Origin of the sequence: Streptomyces sp. bgisy159, assembly GCF_965341775.1 — a bacterium.
Classification (GTDB): Bacteria; Actinomycetota; Actinomycetes; order Streptomycetales; family Streptomycetaceae; genus Streptomyces.
Window position 1 is genome coordinate 289,027 of record NZ_CBDQZH010000002.1, and the last position, 18,621, is coordinate 307,647.

The window sequence follows — 18,621 nt, forward strand, 5'->3', positions numbered from 1 at the left end:
CTAGGAGATCACCACCTTGACGATGCCGGTGAGGGCGATCTGAGCGAGGGAGAGGGGGACGAGGAGGGTCCAGGAGAGCTTCTGCAGCTGGTCCTCACGCAGTCGGGGGTACGTGACGCGCAGCCAGATGACGACGAAGGCGAGCAGGGCGGCCTTCAGCAGCGTCCAGACCCAGCCGAGACCGTCGGCACCCCAGGGGCCGTGCCAGCCGCCCAGGAAGAGGACGGTGGTCAGACCGCACAGGACGACGATGCCGGCGTACTCGGCGAGCAGGAAGAGGGCGAAACGCAGACCGGTGTACTCGGTGTACGCGCCGAAGATGATCTCCGAGTCGGCGACGGGCATGTCGAAGGGCGGTCGCTGGAGCTCGGCGAGGCCGGCGACGAAGAAGACGATCGCGCCGACGAGCTGCCAGGGCAGCCACCACCACTCGAAGGCGTCGAGGATGCCGGGCAGGGAGACGGTGCCGGCCGCCATCGCCACGGAGGCGGCGGTCAGCAGCATCGGCAGCTCGTAGGCCAGCAGCTGGGCGGCGGTACGCAGACCGCCGAGGAGGGAGAACTTGTTGGCGCTGGCCCACCCGGCCATCAGGGAGCCGAGCACGCCGACGCCCATCACCGCGAGGACGAAGAACACGCCCGCGTCCACGACCTGGCCGACGGCGCCCTCGCTCGGGCCGATCGGGACGGCGAGCAGCACCAGCAGGTACGGCAGCAGGGCCACGGCCGGGGCGAGCTGGAAGATACGGCGGTCCGCGTCCGCGGGGACGACGTCCTCCTTCTGCGCGAACTTCACGCCGTCCGCGATGAGCTGGGCCCAGCCGTGGAAGCCGCCGGCGTACATGGGGCCGAGGCGGCCCTGCATGTGGGCCATCACCTTGTGTTCCGTCTGACCGATGATCAGCGGGAAGGTGAGGAAGACGCCGAAGACGATCAGGAGTCGCAGGGCGACGTCGAGGGCGTCGTTCACTGCTCGCCTCCTGTGGGGGTGTCGGGGGTGCCGGGACCCTCGGTGCCGCCGGGGTCGGCTTCGGCTTCGGCTTCGGGTGTGGGCGCGGGGGCGGGGGCGGGTGTGTCAGAGGTTTCGGAAGCTTCGGGCTTCCTGTCGGCCTTCGACCCCTTCTCGATCTCCGGCTTCCTCTCGGGCTCCGGCCCCTTCTCGGACTCGGGCTTCCGGTCGGACTCCGGCCCCCTGTCGGGCTCGGGCCGGGGCTCCTCGAACGCCGGGCGGGAGTGGTGCCACGGGGCGTCGGCGCTGCGCGGGGCCGCCGGGGGCCTGGCGCTCCGGGGAGCGGTCCCTTCGGCCCCGCTCCGGCCCGTGGAGCCGGCGGCGCCCGTTCCCTGGCCCCGGTCCTGGTTCCCCTGGCCCTGGTTCTTGCCCTGGTGCTGGCCTTGCTTGTTGCCCTGGTTCTGGTTCGACTCCGGCGCGCCACGGCCGGGGGCGCCGGCCTGGCTGGCGGAGCCCTCCGCCGCCGTACGGGTGCGCCGCGGGGGTCGTTCTCCCGCCGCCGCGCGGCCGGCGCCCGGGCGGCCCGCCGCTGTGGTGCCGCGGGCGGGACGGGCCGGGGCGGGCGGGAGCTGGCCCTTGAGCGGGCCCCACTCGTTGGGGTCGGGAACACCGGGGGGAAGCATCTGGCGGCGCTTGGGGCCGCCGTGGCCCGGACCCGCCGCCTGCTCCCCGGGCTCCTTCGCGCCGGGCCACGCCTTGGCGACGCGGGCCGCGAGGACGAAGTCCTTGCGCAGGGGGTGTCCCTCGAAGGTGTCGGGGAGGAGCAGGTGGTCCAGCCCGGGGTGGCCCTCGAAGGTCACGCCGAACATCTCGTGGGTCTCGCGCTCGTGCCAGGCCGCGCCCCCGTAGACGTCGACGGCGGAGGCCAGGGCGGGTGCCTCGTGCGGCACCGTGGTGCGCAGCAGGAGCCGTCGGACCGGGCCCAGCGCGACGACGTGGGCCGCGATCCGGAAGCCCTCGCCGGGCTCGTCCACCGCGCTCAGCCAGTCGAAGTAGGTGCAGCCCAGCTCGTCGCGGGCGGTGCGCAGGGCGTCCGTCCAGGAGCCCGGCGGGACGTCGACCGTGAGGACCTCGTAGGACTCCCCGGCCGTGGCGTCCGGGCCGAAGAGTTCCTCGGCGGGGGCGGGCAGCCAGCCGGCCGTGCTCATCGGGCGTCCCCCTCCCCGGACGGGGCCGGCGGCTGCACCAGGCCGCTGCGCAGGGCGTCGGCCGACGGCCGGCCCGCCGGGGAGCCGTGGCCGTACCGCTCCCCCAGCGACTCGCGGGCGATCTTCTCCTGAAGCTTGAGGATGCCCTGGAGGAGCGCCTCGGGCCGGGGCGGGCAGCCGGGGACGTACACGTCGACCGGGATGATCTGGTCGACGCCCTTGGTGACGGAGTAGGAGTCCCAGTAGGGGCCGCCGCAGTTGGAGCAGGCGCCGAAGGAGATGACGTACTTCGGCTCGGGCATCTGCTCGTAGAGCCGCTTCACGGCCGGGGCCATCTTGTCCGTGACCGTGCCGGAGACCACCATCAGGTCCGCCTGGCGCGGCCCCGGCGCGAAGGGGATCACACCGAGGCGGATGAAGTCGTGGCGGGCCATCGACGCGGCGATGAACTCGATGGCGCAGCAGGCGAGGCCGAAGTTGAAGACCCAGAGCGAGTAGCGGCGGCCCCAGTTCAGGACGACCTTCATCGGCTCGGGGGCGAGGCGGGCCAGCGCGCCCAGCCGCTTCGGCTCGGGGAGCGGCACGGGAGCGGGGTTCACGTCCGTGCCCGGGTTCACGTCCATGACAGGACGCCCTTCTTGTAGGCGTACAGCAGGCCCACGGCGAGGAAGCCCAGGAAGACGAACATCTCCACGAGCGTCGTCGCGCCGTAGCCGGGGGCGGCGAAGATCGTCGCCCAGGGGAAGAGGAAGATCGAGTCGACGGCGAAGATCACGTAGAGGAAGGCGTAGACGTAGTAGCGGACCTGGGTGTGCGCCCAGCCCTCGCCGACGGGGTCGACCCCGCACTCGTACGTCAGGAGTTTCTCGGGGGTGGGCACGACCGGGCGCAGCAGGCGGCCCGCCCCGAAGGCGACGGCGACGAACAGCACGCCGACGACGGCGAGCAGCCCCACCACCGAGTACGACTGGAAGTAGTCCGCCGCGACGACGACGGTCGGTTCCCGCACGTCGGTCCCTCGCTCCCTGTCCTCGACCCTGCCTCGACCATGTCCGGACGACGCCTCGACACTGTTCGACGATCTGTACGCACGGGAGTCTAGGCCCTGATAAAGGGACGGTAAGCAGCCCGTCGCGCCTTGAGATGCGGGAACGCGGCAAGGGTGGGGTTTTCCCCCGTTCCGGGCGGGCGCCGACCTCATGGCGCGGCAGGCCACCGCACGGCACGCTAGCCCATATGACCGCATCGCAGCCCACCCGGCGCCATGGCGCCCCGCGCGCCGACGAGCCCGCGCCGCCGCCTCCCCGGCTCGCCTTCGACGAGCACACGTGGAGGGAGATCGCGCACCTTCTGGCGAACCTGCCGATGGCGTTGATCGGCTTCATGTACGTGATGACGGTGATGGTGACCGGTGCCGCGCTGTCCCTGACCGTGGTCGGCCTGCCGTTGCTGGCGCTGGGGCTGACGGGGGCGCGGCTGCTGGGCCGGGTCGAGCGGGCGCGGGCCCGGGCGCTGCTGGGGGTGCGGATCGACGAGCCGACCCCGCTGCCGCTGCGCCGGGAGAGCGGGCTGCAGCGGCTGTGGCTGGTGCTGAAGGACCCGGTGGGCTGGCGGACGATCCTGTACGACTTCATGCGGCTTCCGTGGGGCATCCTCACCTTCGTCACCACGGTGACGTCGCTGTTCGTGCTCTGGCCGGTGCTGCCCTTCCTGGCGCGGGGGCTGGCCAACGCCGACCGGGCGATGGTGCGGGCGCTGCTGTCGCCGTCGGACGAGCTGGAGCGCCGTATCGCCGAACTGGAGTCCGACCGGGGTGTCGTGGTCGACGCCGCTGCCGCCGACCTGCGGCGCATCGAGCGGGACCTGCACGACGGGGCGCAGGCCCGGCTGGTGAACCTGGCGATGGGGCTGGGCCTGGCGAAGGAGAAGCTGCTGGAGGGCCGGGCCGACGACGCGGTGGCGGCGATGGTGGACGAGGCGCACGGCGAGGTGAAGCTGGCGCTGCAGGAGCTGCGCGACCTGGCGCGCGGCATCCACCCGGCGGTCCTGACCGACCGTGGTCTGGACGCCGCCCTGTCGTCGGTGGCCTCGCGCTGCACGGTGCCGGTGAAGGTGACCGTCGACCTGGTGAGCAGGCCGGCGGCGGCCATCGAGGGCATCGCCTACTTCACGGTGTCGGAGCTGCTGCAGAACGTCAGCAAGCACAGCGGGGCGCGCTCGGCGTCGGTGGACGTGTGGCGCACGGACGACCGGCTGCTGATCCAGGTGGTGGACGACGGCCGGGGCGGGGCGCGGCTCGACGGCGGCACCGGTATGCGCGGTCTTGCCGAGCGCCTGGACGCCGTCGACGGCCTGTTCGTCACCGACTCTCCGTCCGGCGGCCCCACGACGATCACGGCGGAGCTCCCCTGGCGGGACCGCGGCGAACCGGCGTAGCCCCGGGCCCGGCTGGGCCGGGCCGCGAACCGCGGTGCAGCCCCCGCTGCCCGGCGGGGCCGGGGTGGGGAAAACCCCCCTCCCGGGACGCCGACGGGCCGGATGGTTCCGGCCGCGCGGGGCGGCGAGGGTGGAGGTACGACAGCGGAGCCTCATGACGAGAATGGACGACGGCGATGGTCATGGAGTACGGACAGCAGTACGGGCCGGCCCCCGGGGCCGCCGCTGAGCGCCCGCGCCGACTGCCCGCCGCGCTGCGCGCGCCCGTGGAGGCGCGGGCCTGGCGGGAGCTGGCGTACGTGCTGACGGGTCTGCCGGTGAGCGTGCTGCTCTTCACGTTCGCGGTGACGATGACGTCGTTGGGCGTGGGCCTGCTGGTGACGTTCCTCGGCGTTCCGGTGCTGGCGGCGGGGCTGGCCGGGTGCCGGGGCTTCGGCGCGCTGGAGCGGGCGCGGGCGCGGGGGCTGCTGCGGCTGGACGTGGCGGCGCCGGAGCCGCTGCGGCCGCGCCGCAACGGCCCGATGGGCTGGATCGGGGCGACGCTGCGCAGCGGCACCTCCTGGCGGAGCCTGCTGTACGCCTTGGTGCAGCTGCCGTGGGCGGTGTTCTCGTTCGCCGTGACGGTGGCCCTGTGGACGACCGGCTGGAGCCTGCTGACGTACCCGCTGTGGTTCTGGGTGTTCCCGATGTACGGCGGCCAGGACGGCCTGCAGCTGTACGGGGACGAGCAGCACAGCGTCTATCTGGACAACCCGTTCGAGATCTCGGTGACCGCGGGCGTGGGCCTGGTGTTCACGCTGGCCACGCCGTGGGTCGTGCGGGCGCTGACAATGGTGGACCGGCTGCTGGTGCACGGGCTGCTCGGCCCGTCGCGGCTGGCGTCGCGCGTGGTGGAGCTGGAGTCGGACCGGGGGGTCGTGGTCGACGCGGCGGCCGCCGACCTGCGGCGCATCGAGCGGGACCTGCACGACGGCGCGCAGGCCCGGCTGGTGGCGCTGGCGATGGATCTGGGGCTGGCGAAGGAGAAGCTGCGGGAGGACCCGCGGACGGCGGCGCGGATGGTGGACGAGGCGCACGGCGAGGTGAAGACGGCGCTGCAGGAGCTCCGCGACCTGGCGCGCGGCATCCACCCGGCCGTGCTGACCGACCGGGGCCTGGACGCCGCCCTGTCGTCGGTGGCCTCGCGCTGCACGGTGCCGGTGCGCGTGGAGGTGGACCTGCGGGAGCGGCCGGCCCCGGCTATCGAGGGGATCGTGTACTTCACGGTGTCGGAGCTGCTGCAGAACGTCAGCAAGCACAGCGGGGCGCGCTCGGCGTCGGTGGACGTGTGGCGGTCGGAGGACCGGATGCTGCTGCAGGTGGTGGACGACGGTGTCGGCGGCGCGGACACCACGGCCGGCTCAGGGCTGGCCGGTCTGGCGGGCCGCCTGGACGCGGTCGACGGCATCCTGATGGTCGACTCCCCGGCCGGCGGCCCCACCCGCGTGACGGCGGAGCTGCCGTGGCGCGGCGCGGAGGTGTGAGAACACCGCTTGCCCAGCGGGCGGCCCCACCGGGTGGCGGTGGAGCCGCCCGGGGCGCGGGACGGCGGCTGTCCGCCCCCGTGCCGCAGCCTGTCGGGGGGATGGAGCCGCCCGTGGTGCGGGGCGGCGGCACAACGCGGCGGCCACACCGCCCCGGCACGGAACCGAAGCACAACCCGGCGGCAACCGCCGCAGCGAGGCGCGGCGTCGGCGCGGCACAGCGGCACAACCCCGCGGCCACACCGCCCCGGCACGGAACCGAAGCACAACCCGGCGGCAACCGCCGCAGCGGGGCGCGGCGGGCGTCGGCGCGGCACGGCAGCACAACCCCGCGGACCATCGCTCCGGCACGGAACCGAAGCACGGCCCGGCGGAGCATCGCCGGGCGCGGCACGCGGGTGGGGGGAAAGCGCTGAGCCAATGTGGCCGGAAAAGGGCCGGGCGGCCGGAATCGGCGGTCGGTCGGCCCGGTTCGTTCCCCGGAATTCCCTGGTCCGGTCCCTATTCTCGTTGCCCCGGCCCACCAAGGTCCTCAATGCTGGAATGCTGGACCCCGGCAACTGCCGGGGCACGGGGGAGCAGAGGACGTGGAGGACAGGGTGCGGGTGGTCATCGCCGAGGACTCGGTGCTGCTGAGGGAGGGCCTGACCCGGTTGCTGACCGACCGAGGGCATGACGTCGTCGCCGGGGTGGGCGACGGCGAGGCCCTGGTGAAGACGGTCACCGAGCTGTACGACCAGGGCGCGCTGCCGGACGTGGTGGTGGCGGACGTGCGGATGCCGCCGACGCACACCGACGAGGGGGTGCGTGCGGCGGTGCAGCTGCGCAAGGCGCACCCCGGTCTGGGGGTACTCGTCCTGTCGCAGTACGTGGAGGAGCGGTACGCCACCGAACTGCTGGCGGGTTCCAGTCGCGGCGTCGGCTACCTGCTCAAGGACCGGGTGGCCGAGGTGCGGGAGTTCGTGGACGCGGTGGTGCGGGTGGCCGAGGGCGGTACGGCCCTCGACCCGGAGGTGGTCGCGCAGCTGCTCGGGCGCAGCCGGAAGCAGGACGTGCTGGCCGGGCTCACCCCGCGGGAGCGCGAGGTGCTGGGCCTGATGGCGGAGGGGCGCACCAACTCGGCCGTCGCCCGGCAGCTCGTGGTGAGCGACGGCGCGGTGGAGAAGCACGTCAGCAACATCTTCCTCAAGCTCGGGCTCTCGCCGAGCGACGGGGACCATCGCCGGGTGCTGGCCGTGCTGACCTACCTGAACTCGTGAGGCGGTCGGTCCCGTGAATCGCCGACCGCCCGCACCGGATCCCGTGAACCGCGGTCCGACCTCGTGAAATACCGACCTGTTTCATGAACCGCCGAGAAATCAACGCCGGGAAATCAAGGTACGCCCTTATCGACGTAGGGTTGATTTCGGGAAGGTCTGGTAGAGATCACAGACCGCTCCCCGACAGCCGCCTCAGGGAGGTCCAGTTCAGTGACCAGTCAGGTCAGCAGCCCAGCGGAGCAGGCCGACGCAAGCGTCGTGGGAGAACAGCGAAAACCGGCCGGTGCGAAGGACGTGCGTCGTCTGGACCGGGTGATCATCAGGTTCGCGGGTGACTCGGGTGACGGTATGCAGCTCACCGGTGACCGTTTCACGTCGGAGACGGCGTCGTTCGGGAACGACCTGTCGACGCTGCCGAACTTCCCGGCGGAGATCCGCGCTCCGGCCGGCACCCTGCCGGGTGTCTCCTCGTTCCAGCTGCACTTCGCCGACCACGACATCCTCACCCCGGGCGACGCGCCGAACGTACTGGTGGCGATGAACCCGGCCGCGTTGAAGGCGAACATCGGGGACGTGCCGCGGGGTGCGGAGATCATCGTCAACACGGACGAGTTCACCAAGCGGGCGATGGCGAAGGTCGGCTACGCGGCTTCGCCGCTGGAGGACGGGTCGCTGGACGGCTACCAGCTGCACCCGGTGCCGCTGACCACGCTGACCGTGGAGGCGCTGAAGGACTTCGACCTCAGCCGCAAGGAGGCCGAGCGCAGCAAGAACATGTTCGCGCTGGGGCTGCTGTCGTGGATGTACAACCGGCCCACGCAGGGCACGGAGGCGTTCCTGCGCTCGAAGTTCGCCCGCAAGCCGGAGATCGCGGAGGCGAACATCGCGGCGTTCCGGGCGGGCTGGAACTTCGGGGAGACCACGGAGGACTTCGCGGTCTCCTACGAGGTGGCGCCGGCGGCGAAGGCGTTCCCGGCCGGCACCTACCGCAACATCTCGGGGAACCTGGCGCTGTCGTACGGTCTGATCGCGGCTTCGCGGCAGGCGGACCTGCCGCTGTTCCTGGGCTCGTACCCGATCACGCCGGCCTCGGACATCCTGCACGAGCTGAGCCGGCACAAGAACTTCGGGGTGCGTACCTTCCAGGCGGAGGACGAGATCGCCGGGATCGGTGCGGCGCTGGGCGCGGCGTTCGGCGGGTCGCTGGCGGTGACGACGACGTCGGGGCCGGGGGTGGCGCTGAAGTCGGAGACGATCGGGCTGGCGGTGTCGCTGGAGCTGCCGCTGCTGGTCGTGGACATCCAGCGGGGCGGCCCGTCGACGGGCCTGCCGACCAAGACCGAGCAGGCGGACCTGCTGCAGGCGATGTTCGGGCGTAACGGGGAGGCGCCGGTGCCGGTGATCGCGCCGTGCACGCCGGCCGACTGCTTCGACGCGGCGCTGGAGGCGGCCCGGATCGCGCTGGCCTACCGCACGCCGGTGATGCTGCTGTCGGACGGCTACCTGGCCAACGGCTCCGAGCCGTGGCGGATCCCGGAGCTGGAGGAGCTGCCGGACCTGACGGTGCGGTTCGCGCAGGGCCCCAACCACACCCTGGACGACGGCAGTGAGGTGTTCTGGCCCTACCTGCGCGACCCGCAGACCCTGGCCCGCCCGTGGGCGGTCCCGGGCACGCCGGGCCTGGAGCACCGCATCGGCGGCATCGAGAAGGAAGACGGCTCGGGCATCATCTCCTACGCCCCCGCCAACCACGAGACGATGGTCCGCACCCGGCAGGCCAAGATCGACGGCATCGACGTGCCGGACCTGGCCGTCGACGACCCGGACGGCGCGCGCACCCTGGTGCTGGGCTGGGGTTCCACCTACGGGCCGATCACCGCGGCGGTGCGCCGGATCCGCCGGGCGGGCGGCCGCATCGCGCAGGCCCACCTGCGCCATGTCAACCCCTTCCCCCGCAACCTCGGCGAGGTGCTCAAGCGGTACGACAAGGTCGTCGTGCCCGAGATGAACCTCGGCCAGCTCGCCCTGCTGCTCCGGGCGAAGTACCTGGTCGACGCCCACTCCCACACCCAGGTCAACGGCATGCCGTTCAAGGCCGAACAGCTCGCCGCCGCGCTGAAGGAGGCCATCGATGACTGAGACGCTGAAGCTGGTCCCCAAGGCGCAGGCCGCGCAGTCCATGAAGGACTTCAAGTCCGACCAGGAAGTGCGCTGGTGCCCCGGCTGCGGCGACTACGCGATCCTCGCCGCCGTGCAGGGCTTCATGCCGCAGCTCGGCGTGGCCCGCGAGAACATCGTCTTCGTCTCCGGCATCGGCTGCTCCTCCCGCTTCCCGTACTACATGAACACCTACGGGATGCACTCCATCCACGGCCGCGCCCCGGCCATCGCCACCGGCCTGGCCACCTCCCGCCGCGACCTGTCCGTGTGGGTGGTCACCGGCGACGGCGACGCGCTGTCCATCGGCGGCAACCACCTCATCCACGCCCTGCGCCGCAACGTCAACCTGAAGATCCTGCTGTTCAACAACCGCATCTACGGCCTGACCAAGGGCCAGTACAGTCCCACCTCCGAACTCGGCAAGATCACCAAGTCGACCCCGATGGGCTCCCTGGACTCCCCCTTCAACCCGGTCTCGCTCGCCCTGGGCGCCGAGGCGTCCTTCGTCGCCCGGACCGTCGACTCCGACCGCAAACACCTCACCGAGGTACTGCGCCAGGCCGCCGACCACCCCGGCACCGCGCTCGTCGAGATCTACCAGAACTGCAACATCTTCAACGACGGCGCCTTCGAGGTGCTCAAGGACCGGCAGCAGGCCGAGGAAGCGGTGATCCGGCTGGAACACGGCCGGCCGATCCGCTTCGGCCGCGACGCCTCCCAGGGCGTCGTACGCGACCCGGACACCGGCGACCTGCGGGTCGTCGAGGTGACACCCGACAACGAGAGCCGGGTCCTGGTCCACGACGCCCACGCCACCTCACCCACCACCGCCTTCGCCCTCTCCCGCCTCGCCGACCCCGACACCCTGCACCGGACACCGATCGGGGTGTTCCGGTCCGTGGACCGGCCGGTCTACGACGACCGGATGGCCGACCAGCTCGACACCGCCGTCGAACAACACGGCAAGGGCGACCTCGCCGCACTCCTGACCGGCGGCGACACCTGGACGGTCATCGGCTGAGTCCGGCGTACGCCCGTCACGAGGCCCGGGAGCGGTTCTCCGCCCGGGCCTCGTCGTATGCCCGGCGGGCCTCCTCGACGTCGGCCAGCCGGGTCTCGGTCCACCGGGCCAGGGCACGCACCTGCTCGGCGGCCTCCCGGCCGAGGCCGGTGAGGGAGTAGTCGACGCGGGGCGGGATCACCGGCCGGGCGTCCCGGTGGACCAGGCCGTCGCGCTCCAGGGTCTGCAGGGTCTGGGTGAGCATCTTCTCGCTGACGCCCCGGCCGCCCGTCCGGCCGATGGCCCGGCGCAGCTCGCTGAAGCGGTGCGTGCCCTCGAGCAGCTGGATCAGCACGAGTACGCCCCAGCGGCTGGTGACGTGCTCCAGGACGAGGCGGTAGGGGCACATGGCCTCGGTGTCGCCGGGGCGGCGGCCCTCCTGCTTACTTACTGCCATGCCAGTACCTTACTTCAAAGTGGGTACTTTCGTTCAGTTAGCGCTACTCCTAGGGTTAGCGGCAGAGCCACCCCACAAGGAGTTGTGAATCATGAGCATCGTCGTCACCGGAGCCACCGGACACCTCGGCCGGCACGTCGTGGAGCAGTTGCTGGAGAAGGTCCCCGCGGAGCGGATCACCGCGGTCGTGCGCGACGAGGCCAAGGCCGCCGGTCTCGCGGCCCGCGGAGTATGGATCGCGGTCGCCGACTACAGCCGCCCCGAGACCTTCGACGGCGTGTTCGCGGCCGGCGACAGGGTGCTGCTGATCTCCGGCAGCGAGATCGGCAACGACCGGGCGGGCCAGCACCGCGCCGTCATCGACGCCGCGAAGGCCGCCGGGGTCGCCCTGCTGGCGTACACCAGCGCGCCGGGCACCCTGACGGCCGCGCTCGCCGACGACCACCGCGCCACCGAGGCGGCGCTGCTCGCCTCCGGCCTGCCGTACACGCTGCTGCGCAACGGCTGGTACCACGAGAACTACACCGTGAACCTCGCGCCGGTACTGGAGCACGGCGCCGTGGTCCAGGCGGCCGGCGACGGCCGGGTCTCGTCCGCCGCCCGCGCCGACTACGCGGCCGCCGCGGTCGCGGTGCTGACCGGCGAGGGCCACGAGAACGCGACGTACGAGCTGGGCGGCGACGAGGCGTGGAGCTTCGCCGAGTACGCGGCCGAGGTGGGCCGGCAGACCGGCAAGGAGCTCGCGTACACCCCCGTCCCGCTCGACACCTACGTGTCCGTGCTGACCGGCGCCGGCCTGCCGGAGCCGCTCGCCCGGATCATCGCGGGCGTCGACCTCTCGGTCGAGAAGGGGGAGCTCGTCGTCACCAGCGGCGACCTGTCCCGGCTGATCGGCCGCCCGACCACCCCCGTCTCCGAGGCGATCAGGGCCGCCCTCCAGGGCTGACCCACTCCGGACCGCCCAGGACCGCCCGGAACAACCCCACCCCCGCCTGTCATGACCGTATGGCGATACGGGCATGACAGGCGGGGGTGTCCGGCGCTACCTTCGAGCCACGCGCGCGTGCGCGAGACGAGAAGGAGGGTGCCGTGGCCGCACAGCCCAAGGGCGATCAGCGCATAGGTCTGCTGAACGGCTTCGCCGCCTACGGCATGTGGGGCCTGGTGCCCCTGTACTGGCCGCTGCTCAAGCCCGGCGGGCCCGTGGAGATCCTCGCCCACCGCATGGTGTGGTCCCTGGTCTTCGTCGCCGTCGCGCTGTGCTTCGTGCGGCGCTGGGCGTGGGCCGGGGAACTGGTGCGCCGGCCGCGCCGACTGGCACTGGTCGCGGTGGCGGCCGCCGTGATCACGGTGAACTGGGGCGTCTACATCTGGTCCGTGAACACCGGCCACGTGGTCGAGGCGTCGCTGGGCTACTTCATCAACCCGCTGGTCACCATCGCCATGGGCGTCCTGCTGCTGAAGGAACGGCTGCGCCCGGCCCAGTGGGCGGCCGTCGCGATCGGCCTCGCCGCGGTGATCGTCCTGACCGTCGGCTACGGCCGGCCGCCGTGGATCTCCCTCGTGCTGGCGTTCTCCTTCGCCACGTACGGACTGGTGAAGAAGAAGGTCAACCTCGGCGGGGTGGAGTCGCTGGCCGCCGAGACCGCCCTGCAGTTCCTTCCGGCGCTGGCCTACCTGATGTTCCTGACCGGCCGCGGCGAGTCCACCTTCACCACCGAAGGCACGGGGCACGCCGCCCTGCTCGCCTCGACCGGCATCGTCACCGCGCTGCCCCTGGTCTGCTTCGGCGCGGCCGCGATCCGCGTGCCGCTGTCCACACTGGGCCTGCTGCAGTACCTCGCACCGGTCTTCCAGTTCCTGCTCGGTGTCGCCTACTTCCACGAGGCCATGCCGCCCGAGCGCTGGGCCGGCTTTTCCCTGGTCTGGCTGGCGCTGACCCTGCTCACCTGGGACGCACTGCGGACCGCCCACCGCTCCGCCCGCGCCCTGCGCGCCGCCGCTGCCGGTGCTGCTTCCGCTTCGGCTTCCGCATCGGCCTCCGCTTCGGCTTCCGCTTCTGGTTCTGCCGCGGTACCGGCCCAGGAACTCGCCCCGGCCGACACGGCGGCCGCCGCCGGGACGGCCGACACCGCCGACGCGCCACTGAAGGTCAAGCCGTAGCAACGGCGTCGGCGCACTCGATATAACGAGTCGCATGACGCCGGATCAGACCTCATCCCCCGCGCCCCTGCACTGGAAGCTCGTCATCGACTGCGCCGACCCTCACGCCCAGGCGGACTTCTGGTCCGCCGCCCTGCACTACGAGGCCGAGGACAACAGCGCGCTCATCGAACGGCTGCTGAAGGGCGGGATGCTGCCGGGCGAGGCCACCGTGGAGTACCACGGCCGGCCCGCCTTCCGTGACCTGGTCGCGGTACGGCACCCGCAGGACCCGTACGACCCGGACAGCGGCACCGGCCTGGGACGGCGGCTGCTGTTCCAGCGGGTGCCGGAGGAGAAGTCCGGCAAGAACCGGCTCCATCTCGACCTGCACGCCGGCGCCGAGCGGCGCGCCACCGAGGTCGAGCGCCTGACGGCGCTGGGGGCGAGCGTGCTGCGCGAGGTGGCGGAACCGGGCGGCCGGTGGGTGGTCATGGCGGACCCCGAGGGCAACGAGTTCTGCGTGCAGTGAGCCGGGCTCACCGCCCGGCCGCGGCTGCCTCCCTGGGTGCCGTCCGCGTCAGCGCCCCGGCTCCCGGCCGGCCTTGCGGGCCCGGTCGGTGAGTCGGTGCATGCGGGCGCGGGCGGAGTCGAGTGCCTCGGCCTCGTCGGCGGCGGGGCCGTCCTCGGTGGTCAGTTCGGTCCACAGGGTGAGGAGTTCCTGACCCAGGTCCAGCCCCTGCAGCGGGTCGCGCACCGCTCGCCAGGCGGCCGCCGCGCTCTGCACGTTGCCGTAGGCGGCCTCGGCGTCCCCGAGCCGACGGTGAATCCGGGTCAGGTCCAGGGAGAGGTGGAAGGCACGCAGCGGGTCGTCGGCCAAGTAGGCGATGTAGGCAGTGAGTTCGCGCAGCCGCAGCACCTCGGGGTGGTGCGGGCCGAGCGCCTGCGACGCCTCTGCCACGGTGTGGTCCGCGATCTGCCCGGCCTCCTCGGTACGGCCCGCCCGCACCGCCGCGTTGACCCGCCGCATCGGCTCCGCGAGCAGCGCCGCGTCCCCGCCGGGTCCGGCGCCGGGCTCCTCCTCGGCGAGCACGGCCTCGGCCACCGCGTCGAACCCGCGGGCCGGGGTGGGCCTGGCGTCCTCCATCGCGAGCTCGGCGACCAGGGCGTCCTCGGGGACCGGGGCGACCGGGGCGACGGGGGCGACTCGGGCGGCCGGGGCTACGGGGAGCGGGGCCGGGGGCGTGATGGGCACCGGCTCGAACGACGTGCGGACGGCGGCCGGAGCCTCGGCGTCCGTCGGCTCCGCGGCGAGCGGCATGCTCGGCGGCGGGCCGAAGACCCCGGTGGGGGCGGTGGCCGTACCGGGGGACGGGATGGCGCCGGAGGCGGAGGCCGAGGCTGAATCGGAAGGGGAAGGGGAGGAGTCGGACCCGGCTTCTGCTTCTACTTCGGCTCCTGCTTCGGGCGGCGTGGGGCTGGACGGTACCGCCCGCAGCCGGAAGGTGGGCGGCGAGTCGGCCGCCGAGCGGGCCGCCTCCTGCAGCGCGCCCGTCCGTACCGGCTCCGCCGTGAAGTGGCTGGACCCGTCCGGGTCGACCCGCAGGGGGACGACATAGCCGATCCGGGAGTCGTGCACCGTGGCGAGCACGGGGTGGCCGGTGGCCAGCGCGACCCGGTGGAGGTGGCGCAGCACGGCGTGGTGGATCTCCTCGTCGCCGGTGGCGCCGACCGGCACTCCGCCGATCGTGGCCCCCGCGGCCCCCGTTCCGGGGACGCGCACCTCCAGCGGCACCACCACGGCCGTTTCCCGCTGCTTCTCGCGGCTGAGTCGAGACATCGGTTCCCTCACACTCGGATGCGTGGGGACGCCGTACGGCTCACACTCCCCAGCGTCACGATCCCGTCGTACACGTACTGTTGAGTCTCGCCGCTCGCCCCGCTGCACACGTCACCGCGACGTCACAGCCTCGTTCCAGACCCGACGAGACTGCCGGGAACGGGGGCGGCGGCCACAGGGAGGGGCGGGGCGGATGCGGACCACGGGGGGCGACGGACGCGGACCGGAGATCTGGATCCGGGGCCCGGTCGGCGCAACGACGCCCGCACCGCCGTACGACCCCCCGGCCGCCCGTGTCCCGGGCCCGCGCCGGTGCTCCTGGGTGGCCGTGCACGGCGGCGCGGGCGCGACCACGCTCGCGGCGGTCTACGGCGGCCACGACTGCGGCCGTGACTGGCCCGGCCCCGACGTGCCGGCGTCCGTGCTGCTGGTGGCCCGTACGCACGCCGGCGGTCTGGCGGCCGCCGCGCGGGCGGTCGACGCCTTCCGGCGCGGAGAGGCACCTCACGGGCTCGGCCTGGACGCGGTGGTGCTGGTCGCGGACGCGCCGGGCCGGCTGCCCCGTCCGCTCGCCGTCCGGGTGCGGTGTCTGGAGGAGGTCGTGGCCGTCCACCGCGTGCCCTGGGTCCCCGCCTGGCGCCTGGGCGACCTCACCGGCCCTCCGCCGCGCGGCACCGGGCCGCTCGTACGGCTCGCCGGGACGACGGGCGGGCGGTGAGGGAGCCGTGTCGGCGGGCCGTCGACATCGCCGCCGACGTCGGCACGGGCCGGGGGCGGGCCGTCGACGTGGTGCGCGAGGCCCTTCACCGGATCGAGCGGGTGGACCCCGTCCTGTCCGCCTTCGCCGACGTGTGGCCGGAGCGGGCGCTGCGGCGGGCCGCCGAGGTGGACGCCCTGGTGGCCGCCGGTGCGGTGCTGCCGTTGGCCGGGCTGCAGGTCGTCGCACGGCACGGCGCGGAGGAGACGTTGCTCCAGATTGCCTGCGCATGCATATAATGCACATGCATGTTCATGTCGGTCGTCGGACCGGCCCACCGGGGAAGGGGACCCGATGACTACCCGCCGCTTCCTGTTCGTGCTCGGCAGCAGCCGCAGCGAGGGCAACACCGAACTCCTCGCCCGCCGGGCGGCCGAGCAGCTGCCCGCCGACGTGACACGGGAGTGGGTGGACCTGACCGAGCATCCGCTGCCCGAGTTCCGGGACCTGCGTCACGACAGTGACCACGTCCGCCCCACCGGGGGCGCCGCCGGGCTGCTGCTGGACGCCACGCTCGCCGCGACGGACATCGTGATCGTCTCGCCGCTGTACTGGTACTCGGTCTCCGCGCAGACCAAGCGCTACCTGGACCACTGGTCGGGCTGGCTGCGCACGCCCGGCGTCGACTTCAGGGAAACGATGGCAGGGCGCACCCTGTGGGGCGTGACCACACTCGCGCACCGCGAGCCCGAGGTCGCCGACCCGCTCGTGGGCACCCTGCGCAACTCGGCCGCGTACCTGCGCATGCGGTTCGGCGGGGTGCTGCTGGGCAACGGCAGCAGGCCCGGTGACGTGCTGACGGACACCGAGGCGCTGGCCCGCGCCAAGACGTTCTTCGCGCGGGAGACACCCCCCGCGCGCTTCCCCTACGAGGACTGACACCCGGTCGGGCGGATCAGGTGCCGATGTCCTTCGTCGTGAAGCGAGCCCACGCCGCCGAGCCGAAGAAGGCGGTGTAGAGCGCCTGCAGGCCGAGGTTCTCTCGCAGGTCGGTCCAGTAGACGGGGTCGCGCATCAGGTCGGCGAAGGACAGCCAGTGGTGCGGGAACAGATACGGGTGGACCGCGTGCAGTTGCGGGATCTGGTCGACGATCTGGACGGTGATCAACAGTCCGACGGTGGTCGCCATCGCGGCGATGCCGCTGTTCGTGAGCGTGGAGACGAACAGTCCGAGCGCCGCCACCCCGAGCAGGGACGCGGCCACCACCAGCGCGATCAGCAGCGCTCTGAGCAGTCCCTCGGCGAACGTGATCCGGGTGCCCGAGATGGTGGTGAGATCGCCGAGCGGGAACAGCAGCGCGCCGACGGCGAGCGCCGAGCAGGCGACCACGAGGGTGGCGACCAGGCAGAACGCGGCCGCGGTGGTGAACTTGGCGAGCAGCAGACGGGTCCGGCCGGCCGGGGCGACCAGCAGGTAGCGCAGAGTGCCCGCGTTCGCCTCGCCCGCGATCGCGTCGCCCGCGACCACCCCGACCGCCATCGGCAGGAAGAACGGCAGGGTCGCGGCGAGCGCGGTGAACACCAGGAACAGGCCGTTGTTGGTGACCTGCGCCATGAACGCCGGGCCCTCGCCGCCCCCTCCACCTCCACCGCCACCGCCACCGCCGTCCGACTCGATCCTCACGGCGATCCCCACCAGGACGGGCACGGCGGCCAGCACCCCGAGCAGCGCCACGGTGCGCCAGCGGCGCAGGGTGACGACGAACTCGCTGACGAACAGCCCGAGTGACCAGGTGAGTCGGGGGCGCACGATCACCGCGCCGGTCGGCGACGGACCGGACGGCGATGGACCGGACGATGACGGACCGGACGGCGCCGGACCGGACGATGACGAACCGGACGGCGACGAACCCGACGGCGACGAACCGGACACCCCGGCGCCGGGCACCTCAGCCCGCGACATCGAACCCCTCCCCCGTGAGCGCCACGAACGCGTCCTCCAGCGAGGCGCGTTCCACCCCGAACGCACGCACCCGCACCCCGGCCGCCACCAGAGCGGCGGTCAGCTCGGCGGGATCGCCGTCGGGCGGGTCCCCCGTGACCCGCAGCCCTTCCTGGGCCACGACCACGTCCCCCACCCCCCGCTCCTTGAGGACCCGGGCCGCGTCCGAGGTGTCCGGGGTGGTGACCACGAGCCGCCCGCGCGCCCGGGCCGCGAGGTCGGCCACCGCTCCCTGGACGAGCAGCCGGCCGCGGGCCATCACGGCGGCGTGCGTGCAGACCTGCTCGATCTCGTCGAGGAGGTGGGAGGAGAGGAAGACGGTGCTGCCGTCGGACGCCAGCTCCCGCACCAGGGCCCGGATCTCCCGCATGCCCTGCGGGTCCAGACCGTTGGTCGGCTCGTCGAGCACCAGGAGCCGGCGCGGCTGGAGCAGGGCCGCCGCGAGACCGAGCCGCTGCTTCATGCCCAGCGAGTAGGCCCGGGCCTTCTTCCCGGCGGCGGCCGTGAGGCCGACCCGCTCCAGCGCCGCCCCGGTCCGGGCGCGCCGGGTGCGCGGGTCGGCGGTCGGGTCGGCGGCGTCGTAGCGGTGGAGGTTGTCCCGGCCGGAGAGGTGGCCGTAGAGCGCCGGGCCCTCGATGAGGGCACCGACGTGCGGCAGTACGGTGCGGGCGGCGCGCGGCATGGGCTGTCCGAGGACCCACGCCGAGCCGGACGTCGGCTCGATCAGGCCCATCAGCATGCGGATGGTGGTGGTCTTGCCCGAGCCGTTGGGGCCGAGGAAACCGAAGACGCTGCCGCGCGGGACGGTGAGGTCGAGCGCGTCGACGGCGAGCTGGCCACCGCGGTAGCGCTTGGTCAGCCCGCGGGTGCGGATGACGTCGTCGGGGTGTCCCCCGTCGCCGGGTGACCCCGGGTCACCGTGTCCCGCGCCCATCGGCCCCTCCCGTCC

At 73.0% G+C, this 18,621-nt stretch carries 19 protein-coding genes; 11 read left to right on the top strand and 8 right to left on the bottom strand.

The features are described from left to right. From ACSLTV_RS03440 to ACSLTV_RS03455, 4 genes are read right to left on the bottom strand one after another with little or no spacing between them, the layout of a single operon-like run. Positions 1–969 (bottom strand): complex I subunit 1/NuoH family protein, encoded by a 969-nt coding sequence (locus ACSLTV_RS03440; RefSeq protein ID WP_432134275.1) that lies wholly within the window; start codon positions 967–969, stop codon positions 1–3. Next, positions 966–2,156, bottom strand: a complete 1,191-nt coding sequence (locus tag ACSLTV_RS03445; protein ID WP_435611593.1) for an NADH-quinone oxidoreductase subunit C — start codon at positions 2,154–2,156, stop codon at positions 966–968. Before ACSLTV_RS03445 ends, ACSLTV_RS03440 begins: the two co-directional genes overlap by 4 nt. Continuing rightward, positions 2,153–2,779: an NADH-quinone oxidoreductase subunit B gene (locus tag ACSLTV_RS03450; protein WP_432134277.1), complete on the bottom strand. Its 627-nt coding sequence runs from the start codon at positions 2,777–2,779 to the stop codon at positions 2,153–2,155. Before ACSLTV_RS03450 ends, ACSLTV_RS03445 begins: the two co-directional genes overlap by 4 nt. After that, the gene (locus ACSLTV_RS03455) at positions 2,770–3,165 is read right to left on the bottom strand and encodes an NADH-quinone oxidoreductase subunit A (protein WP_432134278.1); all 396 of its coding nucleotides are present in this window, start codon (positions 3,163–3,165) and stop codon (positions 2,770–2,772) included. Before ACSLTV_RS03455 ends, ACSLTV_RS03450 begins: the two co-directional genes overlap by 10 nt. Positions 3,166–3,392: 227 nt before the next feature. On the opposite strand from ACSLTV_RS03455, the gene ACSLTV_RS03460 reads away from it, so the two are divergent. The 5 genes from ACSLTV_RS03460 to ACSLTV_RS03480 all read left to right on the top strand — a co-directional run bounded on the left by ACSLTV_RS03460 (position 3,393) and on the right by ACSLTV_RS03480 (position 10,555). Then, the gene (locus ACSLTV_RS03460) at positions 3,393–4,592 is read left to right on the top strand and encodes a sensor histidine kinase (RefSeq protein ID WP_432134279.1); all 1,200 of its coding nucleotides are present in this window, start codon (positions 3,393–3,395) and stop codon (positions 4,590–4,592) included. A gap of 176 nt (positions 4,593–4,768) precedes the next feature. Beyond that, the gene (locus tag ACSLTV_RS03465) at positions 4,769–6,115 is read left to right on the top strand and encodes a sensor histidine kinase (RefSeq protein WP_432155475.1); all 1,347 of its coding nucleotides are present in this window, start codon (positions 4,769–4,771) and stop codon (positions 6,113–6,115) included. 599 nt (positions 6,116–6,714) lie between these two features. Beyond that, positions 6,715–7,374: a LuxR C-terminal-related transcriptional regulator gene (locus tag ACSLTV_RS03470; RefSeq protein WP_435611628.1), complete on the top strand. Its 660-nt coding sequence runs from the start codon at positions 6,715–6,717 to the stop codon at positions 7,372–7,374. A 210-nt stretch (positions 7,375–7,584) separates the two neighbouring features. After that, complete coding sequence (locus ACSLTV_RS03475) at positions 7,585–9,513, top strand: 2-oxoacid:acceptor oxidoreductase subunit alpha (protein ID WP_432134281.1); 1,929 nt, start codon at positions 7,585–7,587, stop codon at positions 9,511–9,513. Further along, the gene (locus ACSLTV_RS03480; RefSeq protein WP_432134282.1) at positions 9,506–10,555 is read left to right on the top strand and encodes a 2-oxoacid:ferredoxin oxidoreductase subunit beta; all 1,050 of its coding nucleotides are present in this window, start codon (positions 9,506–9,508) and stop codon (positions 10,553–10,555) included. Before ACSLTV_RS03475 ends, ACSLTV_RS03480 begins: the two co-directional genes overlap by 8 nt. A 16-nt stretch (positions 10,556–10,571) precedes the next feature. On the opposite strand, the gene ACSLTV_RS03485 is transcribed toward ACSLTV_RS03480, so the two are convergent. Further along, on the bottom strand, positions 10,572–10,991 hold the full coding sequence (locus tag ACSLTV_RS03485; protein WP_432134283.1) for a winged helix-turn-helix transcriptional regulator: 420 nt from the start codon (positions 10,989–10,991) through the stop codon (positions 10,572–10,574). Between the two features lie 91 nt (positions 10,992–11,082). Between ACSLTV_RS03485 and ACSLTV_RS03490 the strand changes: the two genes are divergently transcribed. The 3 genes from ACSLTV_RS03490 to ACSLTV_RS03500 all read left to right on the top strand — a co-directional run bounded on the left by ACSLTV_RS03490 (position 11,083) and on the right by ACSLTV_RS03500 (position 13,665). Further along, complete coding sequence (locus ACSLTV_RS03490) at positions 11,083–11,937, top strand: SDR family oxidoreductase (RefSeq protein ID WP_435611594.1); 855 nt, start codon at positions 11,083–11,085, stop codon at positions 11,935–11,937. 206 nt (positions 11,938–12,143) lie between these two features. Beyond that, positions 12,144–13,154, top strand: a complete 1,011-nt coding sequence (gene rarD, locus ACSLTV_RS03495; protein ID WP_432134408.1) for an EamA family transporter RarD — start codon at positions 12,144–12,146, stop codon at positions 13,152–13,154. Between the two features lie 34 nt (positions 13,155–13,188). Next, entirely contained in the window at positions 13,189–13,665 is a 477-nt protein-coding gene (locus ACSLTV_RS03500) for a VOC family protein (RefSeq protein WP_432134285.1), read from the top strand. A gap of 48 nt (positions 13,666–13,713) precedes the next feature. Here ACSLTV_RS03500 and ACSLTV_RS03505 read toward each other — a convergent pair whose 3' ends face one another. After that, a complete protein-coding gene (locus ACSLTV_RS03505) occupies positions 13,714–14,973 on the bottom strand; it encodes a tetratricopeptide repeat protein (RefSeq protein WP_435611595.1) in 1,260 nt (419 codons plus the stop codon). Positions 14,974–15,166: 193 nt separating this feature from the next. Here ACSLTV_RS03505 and ACSLTV_RS03510 point away from each other — a divergent pair, with 193 nt between their 5' ends. The 3 genes from ACSLTV_RS03510 to ACSLTV_RS03520 are packed head-to-tail and all read left to right on the top strand — an operon-like array spanning position 15,167 to position 16,609. Then, positions 15,167–15,691 carry a DUF6668 family protein gene (locus ACSLTV_RS03510; protein ID WP_435611596.1) on the top strand — a complete coding sequence of 175 codons (525 nt, stop codon included), beginning with the start codon at positions 15,167–15,169 and terminating at the stop codon, positions 15,689–15,691. Next, the gene (locus ACSLTV_RS03515; protein WP_435611597.1) at positions 15,688–15,969 is read left to right on the top strand and encodes an amidase family protein; all 282 of its coding nucleotides are present in this window, start codon (positions 15,688–15,690) and stop codon (positions 15,967–15,969) included. The genes ACSLTV_RS03510 and ACSLTV_RS03515 overlap by 4 nt, the downstream gene beginning before the upstream one ends. 55 nt (positions 15,970–16,024) lie before the next feature. After that, positions 16,025–16,609: a flavodoxin family protein gene (locus ACSLTV_RS03520; RefSeq protein WP_435611598.1), complete on the top strand. Its 585-nt coding sequence runs from the start codon at positions 16,025–16,027 to the stop codon at positions 16,607–16,609. Between the two features lie 16 nt (positions 16,610–16,625). On the opposite strand, the gene ACSLTV_RS03525 is transcribed toward ACSLTV_RS03520, so the two are convergent. Further along, positions 16,626–17,633 (bottom strand): ABC transporter permease, encoded by a 1,008-nt coding sequence (locus ACSLTV_RS03525; RefSeq protein ID WP_435611599.1) that lies wholly within the window; start codon positions 17,631–17,633, stop codon positions 16,626–16,628. After that, positions 17,620–18,606, bottom strand: a complete 987-nt coding sequence (locus ACSLTV_RS03530; RefSeq protein WP_432134291.1) for an ATP-binding cassette domain-containing protein — start codon at positions 18,604–18,606, stop codon at positions 17,620–17,622. Before ACSLTV_RS03530 ends, ACSLTV_RS03525 begins: the two co-directional genes overlap by 14 nt. Positions 18,607–18,621 lie beyond the last annotated feature (15 nt).

Bases quoted from the DNA above. Each gene is read 5' to 3' on its own strand.
- ACSLTV_RS03445 (WP_435611593.1), bottom strand. From the start codon at position 2,156: ATGAGCACGGCCGGCTGGCTGCCCGCCCCCGCCGAGGAACTCTTCGGC.
- ACSLTV_RS03450 (WP_432134277.1), bottom strand. From the start codon at position 2,779: ATGGACGTGAACCCGGGCACGGACGTGAACCCCGCTCCCGTGCCGCTC.
- ACSLTV_RS03460 (WP_432134279.1), top strand. From the start codon at position 3,393: ATGACCGCATCGCAGCCCACCCGGCGCCATGGCGCCCCGCGCGCCGAC.
- ACSLTV_RS03465 (WP_432155475.1), top strand. From the start codon at position 4,769: ATGGTCATGGAGTACGGACAGCAGTACGGGCCGGCCCCCGGGGCCGCC.
- ACSLTV_RS03480 (WP_432134282.1), top strand. From the start codon at position 9,506: ATGACTGAGACGCTGAAGCTGGTCCCCAAGGCGCAGGCCGCGCAGTCC.
- ACSLTV_RS03485 (WP_432134283.1), bottom strand. From the start codon at position 10,991: ATGGCAGTAAGTAAGCAGGAGGGCCGCCGCCCCGGCGACACCGAGGCC.
- ACSLTV_RS03490 (WP_435611594.1), top strand. From the start codon at position 11,083: ATGAGCATCGTCGTCACCGGAGCCACCGGACACCTCGGCCGGCACGTC.
- rarD (WP_432134408.1), top strand. From the start codon at position 12,144: ATGTGGGGCCTGGTGCCCCTGTACTGGCCGCTGCTCAAGCCCGGCGGG.
- ACSLTV_RS03500 (WP_432134285.1), top strand. From the start codon at position 13,189: ATGACGCCGGATCAGACCTCATCCCCCGCGCCCCTGCACTGGAAGCTC.
- ACSLTV_RS03505 (WP_435611595.1), bottom strand. From the start codon at position 14,973: ATGTCTCGACTCAGCCGCGAGAAGCAGCGGGAAACGGCCGTGGTGGTG.
- ACSLTV_RS03510 (WP_435611596.1), top strand. From the start codon at position 15,167: ATGCGGACCACGGGGGGCGACGGACGCGGACCGGAGATCTGGATCCGG.
- ACSLTV_RS03520 (WP_435611598.1), top strand. From the start codon at position 16,025: ATGACTACCCGCCGCTTCCTGTTCGTGCTCGGCAGCAGCCGCAGCGAG.
- ACSLTV_RS03525 (WP_435611599.1), bottom strand. From the start codon at position 17,633: ATGTCGCGGGCTGAGGTGCCCGGCGCCGGGGTGTCCGGTTCGTCGCCG.
- ACSLTV_RS03530 (WP_432134291.1), bottom strand. From the start codon at position 18,606: ATGGGCGCGGGACACGGTGACCCGGGGTCACCCGGCGACGGGGGACAC.